Annotated in this window: 12 protein-coding genes; 8 read left to right on the top strand and 4 right to left on the bottom strand. The window is 70.6% G+C overall.

Features of this window, described 5'->3' with window-relative positions; all coding sequences use genetic code 11:
• Positions 1-5: 5 nt before the first annotated feature.
• Positions 6-2,114: a S9 family peptidase gene (locus KB221_01555; protein ID WIY69722.1), complete on the bottom strand. Its 2,109-nt coding sequence runs from the start codon at positions 2,112-2,114 to the stop codon at positions 6-8.
• 73 nt (positions 2,115-2,187) lie between these two features.
• Positions 2,188-4,290 (bottom strand): S9 family peptidase, encoded by a 2,103-nt coding sequence (locus KB221_01550; protein WIY69721.1) that lies wholly within the window; start codon positions 4,288-4,290, stop codon positions 2,188-2,190.
• Positions 4,291-4,388: 98 nt separating this feature from the next.
• On the opposite strand from KB221_01550, the gene KB221_01545 reads away from it, so the two are divergent.
• From KB221_01545 to KB221_01510, 8 genes are all read left to right on the top strand, one after another.
• On the top strand, positions 4,389-5,252 hold the full coding sequence (locus KB221_01545; protein WIY69720.1) for a 1-acyl-sn-glycerol-3-phosphate acyltransferase: 864 nt from the start codon (positions 4,389-4,391) through the stop codon (positions 5,250-5,252).
• Positions 5,249-5,719 (top strand): tRNA (adenosine(37)-N6)-threonylcarbamoyltransferase complex ATPase subunit type 1 TsaE, encoded by a 471-nt coding sequence (tsaE, locus tag KB221_01540; protein WIY69719.1) that lies wholly within the window; start codon positions 5,249-5,251, stop codon positions 5,717-5,719. Before KB221_01545 ends, tsaE begins: the two co-directional genes overlap by 4 nt.
• A complete protein-coding gene (locus KB221_01535; protein ID WIY69718.1) occupies positions 5,712-6,812 on the top strand; it encodes a phosphotransferase in 1,101 nt (366 codons plus the stop codon). The genes tsaE and KB221_01535 overlap by 8 nt, the downstream gene beginning before the upstream one ends.
• 17 nt (positions 6,813-6,829) lie before the next feature.
• Positions 6,830-7,534: a nucleotidyltransferase family protein gene (locus KB221_01530; GenBank protein WIY70846.1), complete on the top strand. Its 705-nt coding sequence runs from the start codon at positions 6,830-6,832 to the stop codon at positions 7,532-7,534.
• Positions 7,535-7,586: 52 nt separating this feature from the next.
• A complete protein-coding gene (addB, locus tag KB221_01525) occupies positions 7,587-10,673 on the top strand; it encodes a double-strand break repair protein AddB (protein ID WIY69717.1) in 3,087 nt (1,028 codons plus the stop codon).
• Positions 10,670-14,170: a double-strand break repair helicase AddA gene (addA, locus tag KB221_01520; GenBank protein WIY69716.1), complete on the top strand. Its 3,501-nt coding sequence runs from the start codon at positions 10,670-10,672 to the stop codon at positions 14,168-14,170. Before addB ends, addA begins: the two co-directional genes overlap by 4 nt.
• A 99-nt stretch (positions 14,171-14,269) precedes the next feature.
• A complete protein-coding gene (gene trxA / locus KB221_01515; protein WIY69715.1) occupies positions 14,270-14,608 on the top strand; it encodes a thioredoxin in 339 nt (112 codons plus the stop codon).
• A gap of 94 nt (positions 14,609-14,702) precedes the next feature.
• Positions 14,703-15,008, top strand: coding sequence for a hypothetical protein (locus tag KB221_01510; protein ID WIY69714.1), 306 nt, complete (start codon positions 14,703-14,705; stop codon positions 15,006-15,008).
• Between the two features lie 14 nt (positions 15,009-15,022).
• Here KB221_01510 and KB221_01505 read toward each other — a convergent pair whose 3' ends face one another.
• Together KB221_01505 and KB221_01500 are read right to left on the bottom strand one after the other, a co-directional pair.
• On the bottom strand, positions 15,023-16,297 hold the full coding sequence (locus tag KB221_01505; GenBank protein WIY69713.1) for a folylpolyglutamate synthase/dihydrofolate synthase family protein: 1,275 nt from the start codon (positions 16,295-16,297) through the stop codon (positions 15,023-15,025).
• A 9-nt stretch (positions 16,298-16,306) separates the two neighbouring features.
• Entirely contained in the window at positions 16,307-17,203 is an 897-nt protein-coding gene (locus KB221_01500) for an acetyl-CoA carboxylase carboxyltransferase subunit beta (GenBank protein ID WIY69712.1), read from the bottom strand.
• Positions 17,204-17,212 lie beyond the last annotated feature (9 nt).

Here is a 17,212-nt window from a genome sequence, read left to right as displayed (position 1 = left end):
CGGCGTCAGTCTTCCGGCGTCAGATATTTGTCGAGCCAGCCGAACACCTCGGTGTGCCACTGGCGGCTGTTGGCGGGCCGGAGCACCCAGTGGTTCTCGTTCGGGAAGACCACCAGACGGCTCTCGATGCCGCGACGCTGCAGGGCGGTGAAGGTCGACAGACCCTGGGCGGTCGGGATGCGGAAATCGAGGTCGCCCTGGATCACCAGCATCGGGTCACGCCAGTTCTGCACATGGTTGGCCGGGTTGAATTCCTGGTAGCCGCGCGGGTTTTCCCAGGGCGTGCCGCCATATTCCCACTCGGTGAACCAGAGCTCCTCGGTCGAATAGCCCATGCCGAAGGTGTCGAAGACGCCGTCATGGTTGACCAGGCATTTGAACTCGCCCGCCCAGTTGCCGGCGATCCAGTTGATCATATAGCCGCCGTAGGAGGCCCCCAGGGCGCAGGCGTTGTCGCCGTCCAGGAAGGGATAGCGTTCCTGGGCGAAGGCCCAGCCCTTCTGCAGGTCTTCCAGCGGACGGTCGCCCCAGTGCTGGCTGATCGAGTCGGTGAAGGCCTGGCCGTAGCCGGTCGAGCCGTGGAAATCGATCATCACCACCGCATAGCCGGCCCCGGCGTAGGACGACGGGTTCCAGCGATAGGACCAGCTGTTGCCGAACGAGCCCTGCGGTCCGCCGTGGATCAGGAAGGCGACCGGATACTGACGGCCTTCGACATAGCCGGCGGGCTTGATGACATAGCCGTGCACCGTCTCGCCGTTCCAGCCGGGGAAGCTGAACTGCTCCGGCTCGCCGAAGGTCTCGGCGTCCAGCGACGGGTTCACATCGGTGATCCGGCGCGGCATTTCGCGGCCGCGGAAGGTCTTCACGAACAGCTCGCTCGGACGGGTCAGGGTGTCCTGGGCGAAGACAAAGCCGGACGGCGTCTGCTGGAAGGCCGAGACATGGCCCGGCCCGGTGATCGGCACGACCGAGCCGCGGGTCACGTCGACGGCGAAGATCCGGGTCTGACCGACGTCGCCGGCGGTGGTGTAGAGCGTCCGCCCGTCGCGCGACCATTGCAGGGTGTCGGCGGAACGGTCCCAGTCCGCGGCGATCTGGCGGGTCTGGCCCGTGCCCATGTCGCGCAGGAAGATGGCGTATTTGTCGGCCTCGAAGCCCGGACGGGCCATGGCGCGATAGGCCAGGGTGCGGCCGTCCGGCGAGAAGACCGGGCCGGTGTCCCAGGCGTCATTGGCGTCGGTCAGGTTCTCGAACGTCCCGTCGCCGCTCAGGCCGTTGGTGCGGTAGAGGTCGAAATTGGTGCTCCAGGGTTCGGACTGGCCGGCCAGCCGGGCCGAAAAGACGATGGACTGGCCGTCGGGCGCGAAGACAAACTCGCTCTCGTCGCCGAACGGCTTGGAGGGGGTGTCGCCGTCGAAGCCGCGCGTCACCATCACCGGCGCGCCCGAGCCGTCGGAATTGACCGCGAACAGGTGGTTCTGCGTGCCGTCCGCCCAGGTGTCCCAGTGGCGCACGAACATCCGGTCATAGACCTGGCCGGTCGAGGGGTCGTCGGCCACGGCCTTGGTCCGGTCGACGGTGCAGGCGAGGTCGGCGCAGTCGGGGAAGACGGCCAGCGAGACCACGACCTTCGAGGCATCGGGGCTGAGGCGGTAGGCGTTCACGTCCAGCGGCAGGTTGGTCACCTGCACCGGGCCGGTCCCGTCGGCGGCGGCGCGCCAGACCTGGCTCGTGCCCGAGCGGCCCGAGAGGAAATACAGCTTGCCGTCAGACCCCCAGCGGGCGGTGTTGGCGCCGCCTTCATTGATGGCCAGCCGGACCGGCTCGCCCGGGTTCTGCAGGTCCATCATGAACAGGGCACCCGAGCGACGGTTGGCGGCGACGTCCGTGGCGGTGACCGAATAGACAACCCAGCGCCCGTCCGGCGACACCTGCGGATCGCCGAGCCGGTTGAGGGCGATCATGTCCTGCCAGGTGAAGGTGTTCAGGTCCTGGGCTGCGGCGGCCGGAGCTTCGGCGACCACCACCGGCGGCGTCTCGGCGAGGGCGGGGACGACGGCCAGCAGGACGAAGGCGGCGCAGGCGCCGGTGAGCAGGGAACGGTGACGCATGAGCAGGCTCCTGGAGACGAAGACGCGGATCAGGGCGCTGGCGTAGCACCACGGGTCGGCGGGCGGAAGGCGGTCAGGGCGCGGGCACCGCTCCGGTATGGCCGGCGGTCCAGTCGAGGATTTCCTGCTGCCAGTCGACCCAGTTGCGCGGCTTCAACACCCAGTGGTTCTCGTCCGGCACATGGACGAACCGGCTTTCGATGCCGCGCCTTTGCAGTGCCGAGAAGGTCCCCAGCCCTTGTTCGATCGGCACACGGAAGTCGCGCGAGCCGTGCAGGACGAGCATGGGCTTGTTCCAGTCCGCCACCCAGGTGTTGGGGCTGAAGTCGCGGTACAGCTCCGGCCGCTCCCACGAGGGACCGCCGAACTCGGCGATGAAGGTGGCGATGTCCATGGCGTTCATCAGCTGGCCGACGTCGAACACCCCGGCGTGGTTGACCAGACAGCGCCACGGCCCGTTCCATTTGCCGGCGATCAGATTGACCATATAGCCGCCGTAGGAGGCTCCGAGCGCGCAGGCCCGGTCGCCGTCGATGAAGGCGTTGGAGGCCAGGGCGGACTCCCAGCCCTTCTGCAGATCCTCCAGCGGCCGATCGCCCCAGTGATCGTTGATGGCATCGGTGAAGGCCTGGCCGAAGCCCGGCGAGCCGTGGAAATTGACCATCACCACCGCATAGCCTGCGCCAGTGTAGATCTGCGGGTTCCAGCGATAGCTCCAGCCGTCGGTCCAGGGCGATTTGGGGCCGCCGTGGATCAGATAGACCGCCGGATAGGTCCGGCCCTCGACATAGCCGGCCGGTTTGAACACCCAGCCCTGCACCGCCTCGCCGTTCCAGCCGGCAAAGGTGAAGGTCTCGCCCTCGGGCAGGTCGGTTCCGGCCAGGACGGCGGCGTTGTGGTCGGTCAGGGCGCGCGGGGCCTCGCCCGAGGCGTCGACGATCTGCGCCGGGCCGCCGAAGCCTTCGTGCGACAGGATCAACCGGCCGCCGGCCTCGTCATAGGCCGAGACCGTGCCTTCGTCGGTAGCGGCGCGAACGGCACCCGTGCGGGCGTCGATCTCGAACAGCTTCTGCTGACCGTTCTCGGCGGCCGTGGCGTAGAGCGCCCGCCCGTCCGAGCGCCAGCGCAGGGCACCGGGACCGCGATCCCAGTCGGCCGTCAGGGCGCGCGCGCCGGAGCCGTCGACATTGCCGACCATGATCACGGCCTGGTCGCCGAAGACGTTCTCGCGACCGCCCGCCAGCCAGGCCAGCTGGCGTCCGTTCGGCGAGAAGACCGGATTGGTGTCGGGCGCCGGATTGCCGTCCGTCAGATTGACCGGCGGCCCGCCGTCCATCGAGGCACTGTAGAGGTCAAGGTCGTTGGTGAAGGCTTCAGTCCGGCCCTGCATCTGGGTCTGGAAGACGAGGCGACGGCTGTCGGGCGAGATGACGAACTCGCCGTCGTCACCGAGCGGCCGCGACGGCGTATCGCCGTCGACCCCACGCATCAGGTCGCGCGCCTCGCCCGCCGCCAGACCCGAGGCGTTCAGCGGCACGGCGAACAGATGGTTGCGGCGGCCGTCATTCCAGCTGTCCCACGGGCGCAGCGGCAGCCGGTCATAGCTGCGTACGGTCGAGACCGAGGCCGCCTGCGCCCTCACCCGATCGCGGGTGCAGGCGAGGTCGGGGCAGTCGACGAAGACCGCCAGGGCCACGACCAGAGACCGGCCGTCCGGCGTCAGGCGGAAGGCGGTGACGTCGACCGGCAGGGTGGTCACCTGCACGGCGGCCTGGCCCTCGCGATCCATACGCCAGACCTGGCTGGAGCCCCCGCGCGAGGACAGGAAATAGATCGACTGGCCGTCGGGGGCCCAGCGCGCGCTGGCCACGCCGCCATCCGAGGCCGGCAGCCGCCGCGGCGGACCGTCCGGATCGATCACCCAGGCCGAGCTGACACCCCGGTTGCCGGCCCAGTCGGTGGCCCGGACGATGTAGAGGATGCGGCGGCCGTCCGGCGACAGGCGGGGATCGGCGACCCGCTCCATCATGGCCAGCTGGTCCGGGCTGAGGCCGCCGGCCGCGGTCGGGGCGACCACCGGTCCGTCCCCGGCGGGCGGCGTCCGGGCCAAGGCCGCGCCGCTGATCGCAAGGGCCAGAACCGTCGCGCCGGCCAGAAGTCCCATCCGCATCGTCATCCGCCCGACCCCCTTGTTCCAGTGGTCAGACTTAACACGGCCCTCGCCCCCGCCAAGCCGCTTGCCGAGCGCGCCGCAAGCGGCGACAACCGGGGCGAATGACCGAGATCTTCGCTCCCCCGCCGACCCGCCCGGATCAGCACATCGTCGACGTGCTGATAGCCGAGCGCGCGCCGCGTCTGACCCGATCCTTCTTCTGGCCGGCGATCCGGCCGGTGCTCTACAAACTGCTCAACTATCGCGCCGCCGTGCGCATGGCCGACGCCGTCAGGCCACTGACGGGGGCGGGGGCGCTCGACTATATGAGCGACCTCATGGACCTGCGGGTCGCGGTGATGAATCCCGAGCGGATTCCGGCCAGCGGCCGCTGCATCGTCGTCGCCAACCATCCGACCGGCATCGCCGACGGGATCGCCGTGTTCGACGCTGTGAGGGCGCGGCGGGCCGACGCGATCTTCTTCGCCAATGCCGATGCGCTCAGGGTCTCGCCCCGCCTGGGCGAGGCCGTCATTCCCGTCGAATGGGTGGTGTCCAAGCGCAATCGCGAAAAGACCCGCGCCACCCTGCTGGCGGCCAAGGAGGCGTTCGAGGCCGAGCGCTGCGTGGTCCTGTTCCCGGCCGGCCGGCTGTCCCGCGTGGCCAAGGACGGCTCCCTGACCGATCCGGAGTGGGCCCCGACGGCGGCGTCTCTGGCGCGCAAATACGACGCGCCGGTCGTGCCGATCCATGTGGCGGGACCCGATTCCACCCTGTTCCACCTGTTCGACCGGGTGTCGCAGGAGCTGCGCGACATCACGCTTTTCCACGAACTGCTGAACAAGAAGCGCAAGCCCTTCCAGCTGAAGGTCGGCAAACCGATCCCGCCCTCGCGGCTCGATATCGATGCGGCCAGGGCGACCTACGGGCTGAAGGCCTTCACCGAACGGGTCCTGCCCAGCCAGCCGGACGCCGATTTCGCATGACCGGGACACGCGACTGGGTGCTGCCCGACGCCGAAGCCACGACCCGTCTCGGCGCGGCCATCGCGCCGCGACTGGCGCAAGGCGAGACCGTGCTGCTGTACGGACCTCTGGGCATGGGCAAGTCGACCCTGGCGCGCGGCCTGATCCGGGCCATGACCCGGCCCGACGAGGACGTACCCTCCCCGACCTTCACCCTGGTGCAATTCTATGACAGCGCGCCGCCGGTGGCCCATTTCGACCTCTACCGCCTGACCCGTCCCGAGGAGGCGGCGGAGATCGGGCTGGACGAAGCGCTGGATGAGGGTTGCGCCGTGATTGAATGGCCCGAGCGGCTGGGCGACGATCCCGCCGCCTGGCTGGGGCCCGACCGGCTGACCGTGACCCTCGCCGAACAGGGCGCGGGACGGCATGCGACCGTTTCTGGCGTAGGGACGTGGGAAGCCAAGGTGAAGGATCTGCATGTCTGACCGCGAGCTTCAACGCCTCGACTTCCTGAAGGCCGCCGGCCTCGCCGATGCCGTGCGCGTCCCGCTGGCCGGCGACGCCTCGACGCGCCGCTATGAGCGGCTGACCACGGCTGACGGTCGGAAGCTGATCCTGATGGATCAGGCGCCGGCCGAGGAGAGCGCGGTCGCGCCCGAGGACGCCGACGCCGACCAGCGCCGGGCGCTGGGTTACAATGCCGAGGCGCGGCTGGCGGGAGGGTCGGTCGCGGCGTTCGTCGCCATCGCGGGCTGGCTCCGCGAGCGCGGCCTGTCGACGCCCGCCATCGGCGCGCGCGACACGGCAGCCGGACTGGCTGTGCTTGAGGATCTGGGCGACGACATCTTTGCGTCCCATGACCGGGACTTGCAGACAATCTACGGCGCGGCGGTCGACGCCCTCGCCGGCCTGCATGAGACCGCCCCGCCGCGGGTGATCAAGGCGGACGGCGAGCGCTGGCCGCTGCACCGCTATGACGCCCTCGCCTATCAGGCGGGGCTGGACCCCTTCCTGGAGTGGTGGCCGGCGTTCGCGGGACTGCCCGTTCCCTCGGACGAGGCGCGGGCCGAATGGTCTGCCCTCTGGGCGCCGGTGATCGCCCTGGGTGAGGCCGCGACGCCGGTCTTCGTGCACCGCGACTATCACGCCGAGAACCTGCTGTGGCTGCCCGACCGGTCGGGACTGGCGCGGGTCGGGATGATCGACTTCCAGGACGCGGTCAGCGGCCACCCGGCCTGGGACCTGCTGCACCTGCTGCAGGACGCCCGCCGGGATGTCGCGCCGGAGCTGGAGACGGCCATGCTGGACCGCTATCTGGCCGCGCGCGGCCCGGCGCTGGACCGCGAGACCTTCCTGCACGACTACCGGGCGCTGGCCGCCCTGAACGCGGCCCGCATTCTCGGCCGGGTCTTCGCCCGGCAGGAGGTGTTGTTCCGGCGCGACCGCTACACCGCCTTCATGCCGCGCACCTGGCGGCATCTGGAGCGCGACCTGGAGGTCGGCGGGCTGCACGGTCTGAAGCAATGGTTCGACCGCTACGTGCCGGCGGAAAACCGGGTCGCGGAGAACCGGTCGTGACCGCGCCCACCACCGCCATGGTCCTCGCCGCCGGCCTCGGCACGCGGATGCGGCCCCTCACCGACGACCGGCCCAAGGCCCTCGTCGAGGTCGGCGGGGCAGCCCTGATCGACCATGTGCTTCGCCGTCTGGGCGAGTCGGGCGTCGAGCGGGCCGTCGTCAATGTCCACTGGTTCGCCGAACGGCTGGAATCGCACCTCGCAGCACGGGTCGGAGGGCCTGAAATCCTCATCTCCGACGAGCGCGCCGAACTGCTGGAAACGGGCGGGGGCCTGAAGAAGGCCGCGGCGCTACTCGGGTCAGACCCGGTCTTCGTCGCCAATATCGACAGCGTCTGGACCGACAACAGCGGCCCCGGCGACACCGCGCTGAATCAACTCGCGCGGCTGTGGAATCCGTCAATCATGGATGCGGCCCTTCTTCTCGCGCGACGCGAAGGCTCGATCGGCTTCGAGGGCGGCGGCGATTTCTTCCTCACGGACGACGGGCGACTGACCTTCCGGGGCGACGCCCCCGAGGCCCCCTTCGCCTATATGGGCGTCCACATCTGCCGGCCCGACTATGTCGCGGACGGCTCCGACGGCCCCTTCTCCCTGAGCGGTTTCTGGCGCCGGTCGGCGGCGGCGGGCCGGCTGTACGGCTGCGTGCTGGACGGCGACTGGATGCACGTCGGCGACCCCGAAGCCCGCGATGCGGCTGAAGTGAAACTGGCTGGCGGATGAGCATTTCGCGCCTCATGCAGCGAGACGCCGCGCGTCGAGCGGTAGGCACCCAATGACCGCCCGCTTCGATCCGTTCCAACCGGCAGGGCCGCGCTGGTATGCGATCGAGGCCCGCCGCCCCTTCCTTGAGGATCTCGCCGCCGGCGTGCTCGACTGGCTCGGCGACCATCCGCCCGAGACCTTGTCCGACGCCGTCATCCTGCTGCCCAACCGCCGCGCGGCCCGGGCCTTCACCGCCGCCCTGACGAGACAGGCCGGCGGGCGGGCCATCCTGCTGCCGCAGGTCCGGCCGCTGGGCGATCTGGAAGAAGACGAGCCGCCGTTCGCGCCGGGCGAGCTGGGGCTCGACCTGCCCCCGGCCATCGCGCCCCTGACGCGGCGATTCGAGATGGCGCGAATGATCGTCGAGGATTTCCGCCCCGGCCTGTCGCCCCTGCGCGCCCTGGAGATGGCCGACGCGCTCGGCGGCTTCCTCGACTCCTGCCAGCTGGAGGAGGTCGAGGACCTGCATCGGGTCGCCACCCTGGTCGAGGAGGATCTGGCCGAACACTGGCGGGAGTCCGCCGAGTTCCTCGCCCTCGCCGTAGAGGCCTGGCCGAAGCGTCTTGAGGCCATGGGGCTGGTCGATCCGGCCTGGCGTCGCGCCCGCCTGTTGCGCCTTCTGGCCACCGCCTGGACCGAGCGGCCGCCGACCCAGACGGTCATCGCCGCGGGCTCGACCGGCACCGCCCCCGCGGCCGCCGCTGTGCTGGCCGCCGTCGCGGCCGCCCCACGCGGTTGCGTCGTCCTGCCCGGCCTCGACCGCGAACTGGATCCGGCGGTCTGGGCAACGCTGGGCGATAACGAACAGCATCCGCAGAATGCGCTCTGGCGACTGCTGGACGGTCGCGCGGAACGCGAGGAAGTCCGGCCATGGTTCGAGCCCGCAGAGGACCCTGTGTCCCGCAGGCGAGACCGGGCGCGTCAGCGGCTGATCAACGAAGCCCTGCGCCCCGCCGACGCGACCGACGACTGGCGCACGGTTATCAGCACCCTGCGCAAGGATGCCTTCCGCGAACAGTCCGCCGACCCGATCGCCCAGGGTCTTGAGGGTCTGTCCGTCGTTACCGTCCGGGCCGAGGAGGACGCCGCCGCCGCCCTCGCCCTGATGATGCGCGAGACGCTGGAGACACCCGGAAAGACCTGCGCCCTCGTCACCCCCGACCTGGCGCTGGGCCGGCGCGTCGCCGCCCGGCTCGAGCGCTGGGGGGGCGTCGCCGACGTCTCGTCCGGCCAGCCCCTGTCGCGCATGGACGCCGGCCGGCTGATCGATCTCGCGGTCCGCTTCGTGGCGAAACCCCTCGACCCCCACGCCCTGCTCGGCCTGCTGAAACACCCCCTGGCCCGGCTCGACCTCGGCGAGACCGATTCCGCCGTCGCGCGGCAGGCGCTGGAGCACCACGCCCTGCGCGGCCCACGTCACCGTGACTGGGCCCGTCTGCGGCGCGCCCTGCTCAAGGCCGGAGAGCCCCGCGACGACGGCAAGGCGCCGTCGGAGGGAACCCGCGCCCGCCTGGCGGCGGCCACGACCCTGGTCGACCGGCTGGAGACCCTGTCCGCCGCCGCCCTCGCGCCCTTCACCCCGGACGCCCCGCTCGACGTCGCTGCCCGCGGTCTGACAGAACTGATCGAGGCGCTTGCCGGGCAGGATGCCTGGGCCGGTCCCGACGGAGAGGCGGCTGCGGCCCTGCTGTCCGGCCTGATCGAGGGCGGGGCGTCGCTGGGCCCCGTCTCGCGCGCCGAATTCGCCGACCTGATCCGCAGCCTGCTGGCCGAAGAGACCGTTCGTACCGGCGGGGCCAACCAGCCGCGCCTGCGCATTCTCGGTGCGATCGAGGCCCGGCTGGTGCGGGCCGACCGGATGATTCTGGCAGGACTGGAAGAAGGCGTCTGGCCCAATGCCGCCCCGACCGATCCCTTCCTGTCGCGGCCCATGCGGGCGGCCCTCGGCCTGCCGCCGCCCGAGCGCCGCCTCGGCCAGACCGCCCAGGACTTCGTCCAGGCCGCCTGCGCCGACGAGGCCATACTGGTCCATTCCGAGCGCCGCGGCGGGCAGCCGGCGGTCAAGTCGCGCTGGCTCTGGCGGCTGGAGATGCTGACCCGCGGTGCCGACGCCCCGAGCACGCCTGTCGTGCTCGAGCGGCCGTCGGACGCCGTGGATCTGGCCCGGACGCTGGATGTCCCGCTGCCGGGACCGCCGCGCTACGCCCGCCGTCCGGCGCCGACGCCGCCCGTGCATCGCCGTCCGCGCCAGTTGCCGGTCACCGGGATCGAGCGCTGGGTGCGCGACCCCTATGCCGTCTATGCCCAACGCATTCTTGCTCTGCAGAAGCTCGACCGTCCGGGTGCCTCGGCCGAGGCCATGGCCCGCGGCAATGCCGTCCACCGGGCGATCGAACGCGTCGTCGTCAGCTGGCCCGATGCCTTGCCCGACGACTGCGCCGACCAGATCGAGGGCTTCCTGCGCGAGGAGCTGGACGCCGCCGGCTTCGAGGACCACGCGATGGCCCGGGAGACGCCGCTGGCCCGCAACTGCGCCGTCTGGCTGGCCGGCTGGGAGCGCGAGCGCCGGGCGCGCGGGGCGACCCTGCTGATCGAACAGACGGGCCGGATGACGTTCGACGCCCCGTTCGGCCCCTTCACCCTGACCGCCAAGGCGGACCGGGTCGAACTCGACGCCGCCGGAGCCGCCGTGATCGACTTCAAGACCGGCTCGACCCCCACGGCCAGACAGGTCGCCCAAGGCTTCGCGCCCCAGCTGACCCTCACCGCCGCCATCCTTGCCGACGGCGGGTTCGCCGACGCCCCGCCGACGCCGGCGTCCGAACTGCTCTACGTCAAGGTCACCGGCCGCAAGACACCCGGCGAGTCGGTCGACGTGGGCAAGGTCGGCCGCAACCAGCCCCTCACCGCTGCGGAACTGGCCGGGCGCGAACTGGCCCGGCTGATCGACGGCGTCGCCGCCTTCGACGACGAGGCCCGGCCCTATGTCTCCTGGGCCGCGCCCCAGTTCATGGGCAATTTCGGCGGCAACTACGACCATCTGGCCCGGGTCTGGGAATGGCACGTCGTCGGCGGCGAGGACGAGGCCCCCGAATGACCCTGTCTCCCCTCGAACAGGCCCGCGCCCACCAGAGGACCGCCGCCGATCCCGGCCGTTCGGTCTTCGTCACGGCCAACGCCGGCTCGGGCAAGACCACCACCCTTGTGGACCGGGTGGCCCGGCTGCTGCTGCAGAAGGCGCGCCCGGCCGAGATCCTGTGCGTCACCTACACCAAGGCCGCGGCCGCCGAGATGCAGGCGCGGCTGTTCGAAAAGCTGGGCCGCTGGGCCGTCATGGACGACGAGGAACTGGCCGGCGATCTGGTCCTTCTTGACGGCCGCGACCCCGCCGGACTCAAGCCCGCCGACCTGTCCGACGCCCGTCGCCTGTTCGCTCGCGCGCTGGAGACGCCCGGTGGGCTGAAGATCCAGACCATCCACGCCTTCTGCGAGAAGCTGCTGCGGCGTTTCCCCATCGAGGCCGGCGTCTCCCCCGCCTTCAGGGTGCTGGAGAATGAGGCGGCCATCGCCCTGTCCCATGCGGCGCGCGAGGACCTGGCCCGCGCCGCCCTCGCCGATCCCGACGGCCGGCTGGGTGCCGCCTATGCCCATTTCGCGGTCGAGCTGGACTGGAAGGCCTTCCACGCCCTGCTGGCCATGATCGAGACCGAGCGCGGCAAGCTGGTGGCCTATGTGGAGCGCGTCGACAGCGGTGCCGCCCCGGGCCCGCACATCCTCGCCGGCGTCGCCGAGGACGAGACCCCCGGCGTGATCGAGCGTGACTTCCTCAACTGGCTGGACCCTGCGGAATGGCGCGCCGCCGCCGACGGCTTCGCCACAGGATCCGCCAACGACCAGAAGATCGCACACCAGATGCGCGAGGCGGTTCCCCCGCACTCCAGTCTCGCGGCGATGAAGGCCCTTTTCATCGACTCAAAAGGCGAGGCGCGGACCAAATTCGGCACGAAGAGCGCTCCGCCCGCGGCGGCCGGCTATCTCGACTCGGTCTCGCTGAAATACTGCGCCGTGCTGGACCGCATGCGGGCGGCGAAGGTCGCGGACGACACGGTCAAGGCCCTGACCCTGGCGCGGACCCACGCCGCCCTCTACGAGGCGGCCAAGGCCCGGCAGGGCGCACTCGACTTCTCCGACCTCGTCGTCCGGACCGTGGATCTGCTGACCGGGCGGTCCACCGCCGCCTGGGTGCTGTTCAAGCTGGACGGGGGCATCGAGCACGTCCTCGTCGACGAGGCTCAGGACACCGCTCCCGACCAGTGGGCCATCTTCAAGGCCCTGACCGAGGAGTTCTTCTCGGGCGAGGGCGCGCCGCGTCGGGGCCAGACCGCCCCCAGCATCCCCCGCACGGTCTTCGCCGTCGGCGACGAGAAACAGTCGATCTACTCCTTCCAGGGGGCCCGACCGGAACGGCTCCGCCAGGAGGCCCAGGCCTATGACGCCCTTGTCCGCGGTGCCGGACGGCCGTTCCAGGAAGTGCCGCTCGACACCTCCTTCCGCTCGACGGAGGAGGTGCTGGCCTTCGTCGACGCCGCCTTCGAGGGGCCCGAGCGAACCCGCGCCCTCGTCGGCACCTCGGGCGACATCCCGAGCCATCAGCCGGCCCGCGTCGGCGAGCATGGCTCGGTTGACCTTTGGCCCCTCTTCCAGGACCCCGCCGCGCCCGACGCCGAGGCCTGGAACGCGCCGGTTGACAAGGAGGACGCCCGCAGCGGCCGCAAACAGCTGGCGCGCGCCCTCGCCCGCGATATCCGCCGGCAGGTCGACGCCGGTGTCGCCATCCATGATCGCGGAGCGCCCGAAGGCCGGCGTCCCGCCCGCTGGGGCGACTTTCTCATTCTGGTCCGCCGCCGCGATGCCCTGTTCGAGGAAATCATCCGCGCTCTCAAGGCCGAGGCCGTGCCCGTCGCGGGGGCCGACCGGCTGAAGCTGAGCAGCCATATCGTCTTCGACGACCTGATCGCCGTGGCCCGTTTCGCCCTCTATCCCGACGACGACCTCAGCCTCGCCGAGGTCCTGCGCAGCCCCTTCTGCGACGTCACCGATTTCGGCGATCCGCACAGCCTCTATCCGCTGGCCGACAAGGAAGGCCGGCAAGGCCGCTCGCTGTGGCAGGAACTGCAGCTTCGGGCAGACGAGCAGCCGGTCTGGCGACGGGCCCGCGACTTCATCCAGGCCGCGCTGGACGCGCGCGACCGCGACCCCTTCGCCTTCTTCTCAAGCCTGCTGAACCGCGTCGACGAGACCGGCGTCACCGGCCGTGCCCGCATCCTCGCCCGGCTGGGTCGCGAGGCCGAGGAAGCCATCGATGAGACCCTCGCCCAGGTCCTGGCCGCCGAGGACCGCGGCGGCGTTGACCTGGAGACAAACGTCGCCCTGCTCGAAGCTGCCGACGTCGAGGTCAAGCGAGAGATGGAAGGGGCCCGAAACGAGGTTCGGGTCATGACCGTCCACGGGGCCAAGGGCCTCGAGGCACCCGTCGTCATCCTTCCCGACACCACCTCGCGGGCCAAGCCGCAGGGCCCGACCCTGATGCCCGCCGCCGGCGAGGACGGGTCGGAGGGCGAGGGCTGGTTGATGTGTCCGGGCTCGACGAAGGACGACTGCGCCGCCTCGAAGGCTGCCCGCGATGCCCGCGTCGCGCGAACCGACGCCGAGTCGCTGCGGCTGCTCTATGTCGCCCTGACCCGTGCCCGCGATCGCCTGATCATCATGGGGCGTGCGCTCAGGCGGCCCGATACCGGCTTCGAGGTCGGAAGCTGGTGGGACGTGATCGCCGAAACCTTCCAGCGGCTGGACGAGGACGACACACTGAATGTGCGCGATGTGGGCGATGGCCTGCTGCGCTTCGGCGTCGACCTGGACGAGGCCGCCGCCCCTGCCGCTTCCAGCCTGACAAAAGCCGTCATCGTTCCGCCCTGGGCGCGAACCCCGCCCGCCCCCGACGCCTCCGGCCGCCTCGCTGCCCCTTCGCGGATGGAGGAGACCCTGCGCACGCCCGCGCCGTCACCGCTGGCCACCACGGCCGGACCGGGCGCGCCGCTGGGCCGGTTCCGGCGGGGCGACCTGATCCACAGGTTGCTGGAGCGACTGCCGGATATTCCCGCGCCTGATCGCCCGCTTGCCGCGACTCGGATGCTATCCCGCGAACGGGACATCGATGACGCCCAGCGCGCCGAAATGATCGCTGCGGCCTTCTCGGTCCTGGACGACGCGCGGTTCGCGCCGGTGTTCGGGGCCGGCTCCCGACCCGAGGTGGCCCTGACCGGATCGATCGGGACCACCGCCGTTTCAGGTCGGATGGATCGGCTGGTGGTCACGCCGGACCGGGTGCTGGTCATCGACTACAAGACCAACCGCCCCGCCCCCGACCGGATCGAGGACGCCGACCCGGCCTATGTGCTGCAGCTGGCGATCTATGCCGCGGTCCTGCGCGAGCTCTACCCGGACCGGGCCGTAGAGGCTGCCCTGGTCTGGACCGATGGCCCCCGCCTGATGGCCGTTCCGCAGGCGATGCTGGACGCCGCCCTGGCGGTCTGAGCAGATCGTCCGTTGATTTGATCGGCAACCCGCCCCACATCGGCTTTCGAAGCGCCGGAATCACCTCATGATGGCCGGCCGATCCGGAGAGATTTCCCCATGGCCACCCTCAAGGTCACCGACGACAGTTTCGACGCCGACGTTCTGAAAGCGTCCGTCCCGGTTCTGGTCGATTTCTGGGCCGAGTGGTGCGGCCCCTGCAAACAGATCGGCCCCGCGCTCGAACAGATCGCCGACGAACTGGCCGGTCAGGTGGTGATCGCCAAGGTCAATATCGACGACAGCCCGATGATCCCGTCGAAACTGGGCGTGAAGGGCATTCCCACCCTGATGCTGTTCAAGGACGGCCAGATGGCCTCGATGAAGGTCGGGGCCATGCCCAAGGGCAAGATCGTCGAATGGCTGGCCGAAGCCGGGGTCGGCAAGTCCGCGGCCTGAGGCTGGCCCTCCGGGCCTGTCCGAACCGTAACTTGTCCTGCCGGCTGAACGATGTTTTCCTTCCGGCCATCCCAACGGATGCTGGAGAGTCACCATGCTGACCGCCGCCCTGTTCGCCACAATCCTGCTTGCTGACGGAGGCCAGGTCGCCGTCATCGCCGGCGCAGCCCCGCCGGCCGAGGCCCGCCCGGCCAGCGCGCCACCCGGACCCGAGGGCGACACCCGCCGCGTCTGCCGGCTGGAGCGCGCCACGGGATCCAACATGCAGCAGCGCGTCTGCCGCGACATCCCTCGCGCCGGGGTCCAGGATCAACAGACGCGGGAGTTCATGCGCTCCATGCAGAGAATGCGCATGCCCGATGAAGGTGCCCAGGTGACGCCGGGCGGCCCCAACGGCTGACGAACCCGGCCGGCTCAGTCCGGCCAGGTTTCGCGGGAAGCGGCCAACACCTCGCCCGCGAGATACAACGATCCGCAGATCGTAACCCGGCCGGCGCCCAGCCGCAGGGCGCGAGCCAGCGCCTCATCAACCGAAGCGCAGGGTGTCGCGCCGAGGCCGTGACCGCGCGCCACCGCCGCCAGGGCCTCCGGCTCGGCCGCCGCCCCGTCGAAGGGCACGGTGAAGACGGCCGCGCCGGACTGGCCGAGCGCCTCGAAGAAGCCCCCGGCGTCCTTGTTGGCCAGCATGCCGACGATCAGGGCCAGCGGTCGCGGTGCCCTGGCCTGTCGTTCCGCCAGGGCCGCCGCCAGGGCCGCGCCCGCATGCGGATTATGCCCGCCGTCCAGCCACAGTTCGGCATCCGCGGCCCGCGCGGCCTCGCCATAAGGACCCGCGGTGAGCCTTTGCATCCGGGCCGGCCAACGCACCGCGCGCAGGCCTTCGGCGATGGCCGTCTCCGGCAGGTCAAGCTCGAGGGCCACGGCGACCGCCAGACCGGCGTTGTCGACCTGGTGCGGACCGCTCAGGGCCGGTGCCGGCAGGTCGAGGAACCGCTCCTGGTCCTGGAAGGACAGGCCGCCGCGATCGGCCCAGGCGTCGAAATCCACGCCCATGACGGTCAGAGGCGCATGCACAGCCCTCGCCGCCGCCTCGATCGCCGCCATGGCGACCTCGGACTGGCGGGCGATCAGGCCCCGCGCGCCCGCCTTGAGGATTCCGGCCTTCTCCACCGCAATCCCGTGCAGATCCGTGCCGAGGAACTCGGCGTGATCGAGGTCGACCGGCGCGATGACGCTGAGCAGGGGCCGTTCGATGACGTTGGTGGCGTCCAGCAGGCCGCCGAGCCCGACCTCGATGATGGCCAGGTCGGCGGGCGTCTCGCTCATAGCGACGAAGGCGGCGGCGGTGGTGCTTTCGAACACCGTCGCCTCGGTCCCCACGGCTTCGATCCGGTCGAGAATGGCGTTCAGGGGTGCGTCCCCTATCAACTGGCCCGCCAGCCGGATCCGTTCATTGAAACGCACCAGATGGGGCGAGGTGTAGGTGTGGACCCTCAGGCCCGCGGCCTCCGCGATGGCGCGGATGAAGGCGACGGTCGAACCCTTGCCGTTGGTACCGGCGACATGGACGACGGGCGGCAGGCGGTGCTGGGGATCACCGAGCGCCGCGCACAGGATGCGCATCCGCTCCAGCGACAGATCGATCCGCTGCGGATGGCGCGCGCGCAGGCGTTCGGAGATCGGGTCCATGGGCCGAGGCTACGCCGCGCGGCGCTTCCCGCCCATCAGCATCGACAGGATCTGACCCAGAACGACCGGCAGGTCCGCCCGCGGCACGACCTTGTCGACCATGCCCTTTTCCTGGAGGTATTCGGCCCGCTGGAAGCCGGGCGGCAGCTTTTCGCGGATGGTGGCCTCGATCACGCGCGGGCCGGCGAAGCCGATCAGGGCACCCGGCTCGGCCAGGTGCACGTCGCCGAGCATGGCGTAGCTGGCGGTGACGCCGCCCGTGGTCGGATCGGTCAGCACCACGACGAAGGGCAGCTGAACCGCCTTCAGCTCCTGGATGGCGAGGGTGGTGCGGGCCATCTGCATCAGGCTTAGCGCGCCTTCCTGCATCCGCGCGCCCCCGGCGGCAGTGAAACAGACCAGCGGCACGCCACGTTCGATGGCCGCGCGGGCGGCCGCGATGAAGGCCTCGCCCGCCGCCATGCCCAGCGACCCACCCATGAAGGTGAAGTCCTGGACGATGACCACCGCCGGCGTGCCGTCCAGCTCGCCGAAACCGATGGCCATGGTGTCCTTGCGGCCCGCGGCCTTGCGAGCGGCGGCCAGACGGTCCTTGTAGGATTTGCCGTCCGAGAATTTCAGCGGGTCTTCAGGAACCTCGGGGGTCTCAATGGCCTCGAAGTCGCCGTCGTCGAAGGTGGCGCGCAGACGGGTGGGCGCATCGATGCGCATATGCCGGCCCGACGGCGTGACCCACAGGCTGGCCTCCAGATCCGGGCGATACAGCATCTCGCCGGAATCGGGGTCCTTGACCCACAGATTGTCGGGCGTGTCGCGCCGGCTCACGATCTTGCGAACGCCGGGCGCGAAACGGCTCAGCCAGCCGCCGCGTTTTTCCTGGGGTTTGGGAGGGTTCTTGTCAGCCATGGGCGCGCT

This window comes from Aquidulcibacter paucihalophilus (assembly GCA_030285985.1).
Classification (GTDB): Bacteria; Pseudomonadota; Alphaproteobacteria; order Caulobacterales; family Caulobacteraceae; genus Brevundimonas.
Note: the sequence above shows the minus strand (reverse complement) of the source record. Positions and strands in the feature narration are given on the sequence as shown.

Coding starts and splice junctions, on each gene's coding strand:
- KB221_01555 (WIY69722.1), bottom strand. CDS start 2,114: ATGCGTCACCGTTCCCTGCTCACCGGCGCCTGCGCCGCCTTCGTCCTG.
- KB221_01550 (WIY69721.1), bottom strand. CDS start 4,290: ATGACGATGCGGATGGGACTTCTGGCCGGCGCGACGGTTCTGGCCCTT.
- KB221_01545 (WIY69720.1), top strand. CDS start 4,389: ATGACCGAGATCTTCGCTCCCCCGCCGACCCGCCCGGATCAGCACATC.
- tsaE (WIY69719.1), top strand. CDS start 5,249: ATGACCGGGACACGCGACTGGGTGCTGCCCGACGCCGAAGCCACGACC.
- KB221_01535 (WIY69718.1), top strand. CDS start 5,712: ATGTCTGACCGCGAGCTTCAACGCCTCGACTTCCTGAAGGCCGCCGGC.
- KB221_01530 (WIY70846.1), top strand. CDS start 6,830: ATGGTCCTCGCCGCCGGCCTCGGCACGCGGATGCGGCCCCTCACCGAC.
- addB (WIY69717.1), top strand. CDS start 7,587: ATGACCGCCCGCTTCGATCCGTTCCAACCGGCAGGGCCGCGCTGGTAT.
- addA (WIY69716.1), top strand. CDS start 10,670: ATGACCCTGTCTCCCCTCGAACAGGCCCGCGCCCACCAGAGGACCGCC.
- trxA (WIY69715.1), top strand. CDS start 14,270: ATGGCCACCCTCAAGGTCACCGACGACAGTTTCGACGCCGACGTTCTG.
- KB221_01510 (WIY69714.1), top strand. CDS start 14,703: ATGCTGACCGCCGCCCTGTTCGCCACAATCCTGCTTGCTGACGGAGGC.
- KB221_01505 (WIY69713.1), bottom strand. CDS start 16,297: ATGGACCCGATCTCCGAACGCCTGCGCGCGCGCCATCCGCAGCGGATC.
- KB221_01500 (WIY69712.1), bottom strand. CDS start 17,203: ATGGCTGACAAGAACCCTCCCAAACCCCAGGAAAAACGCGGCGGCTGG.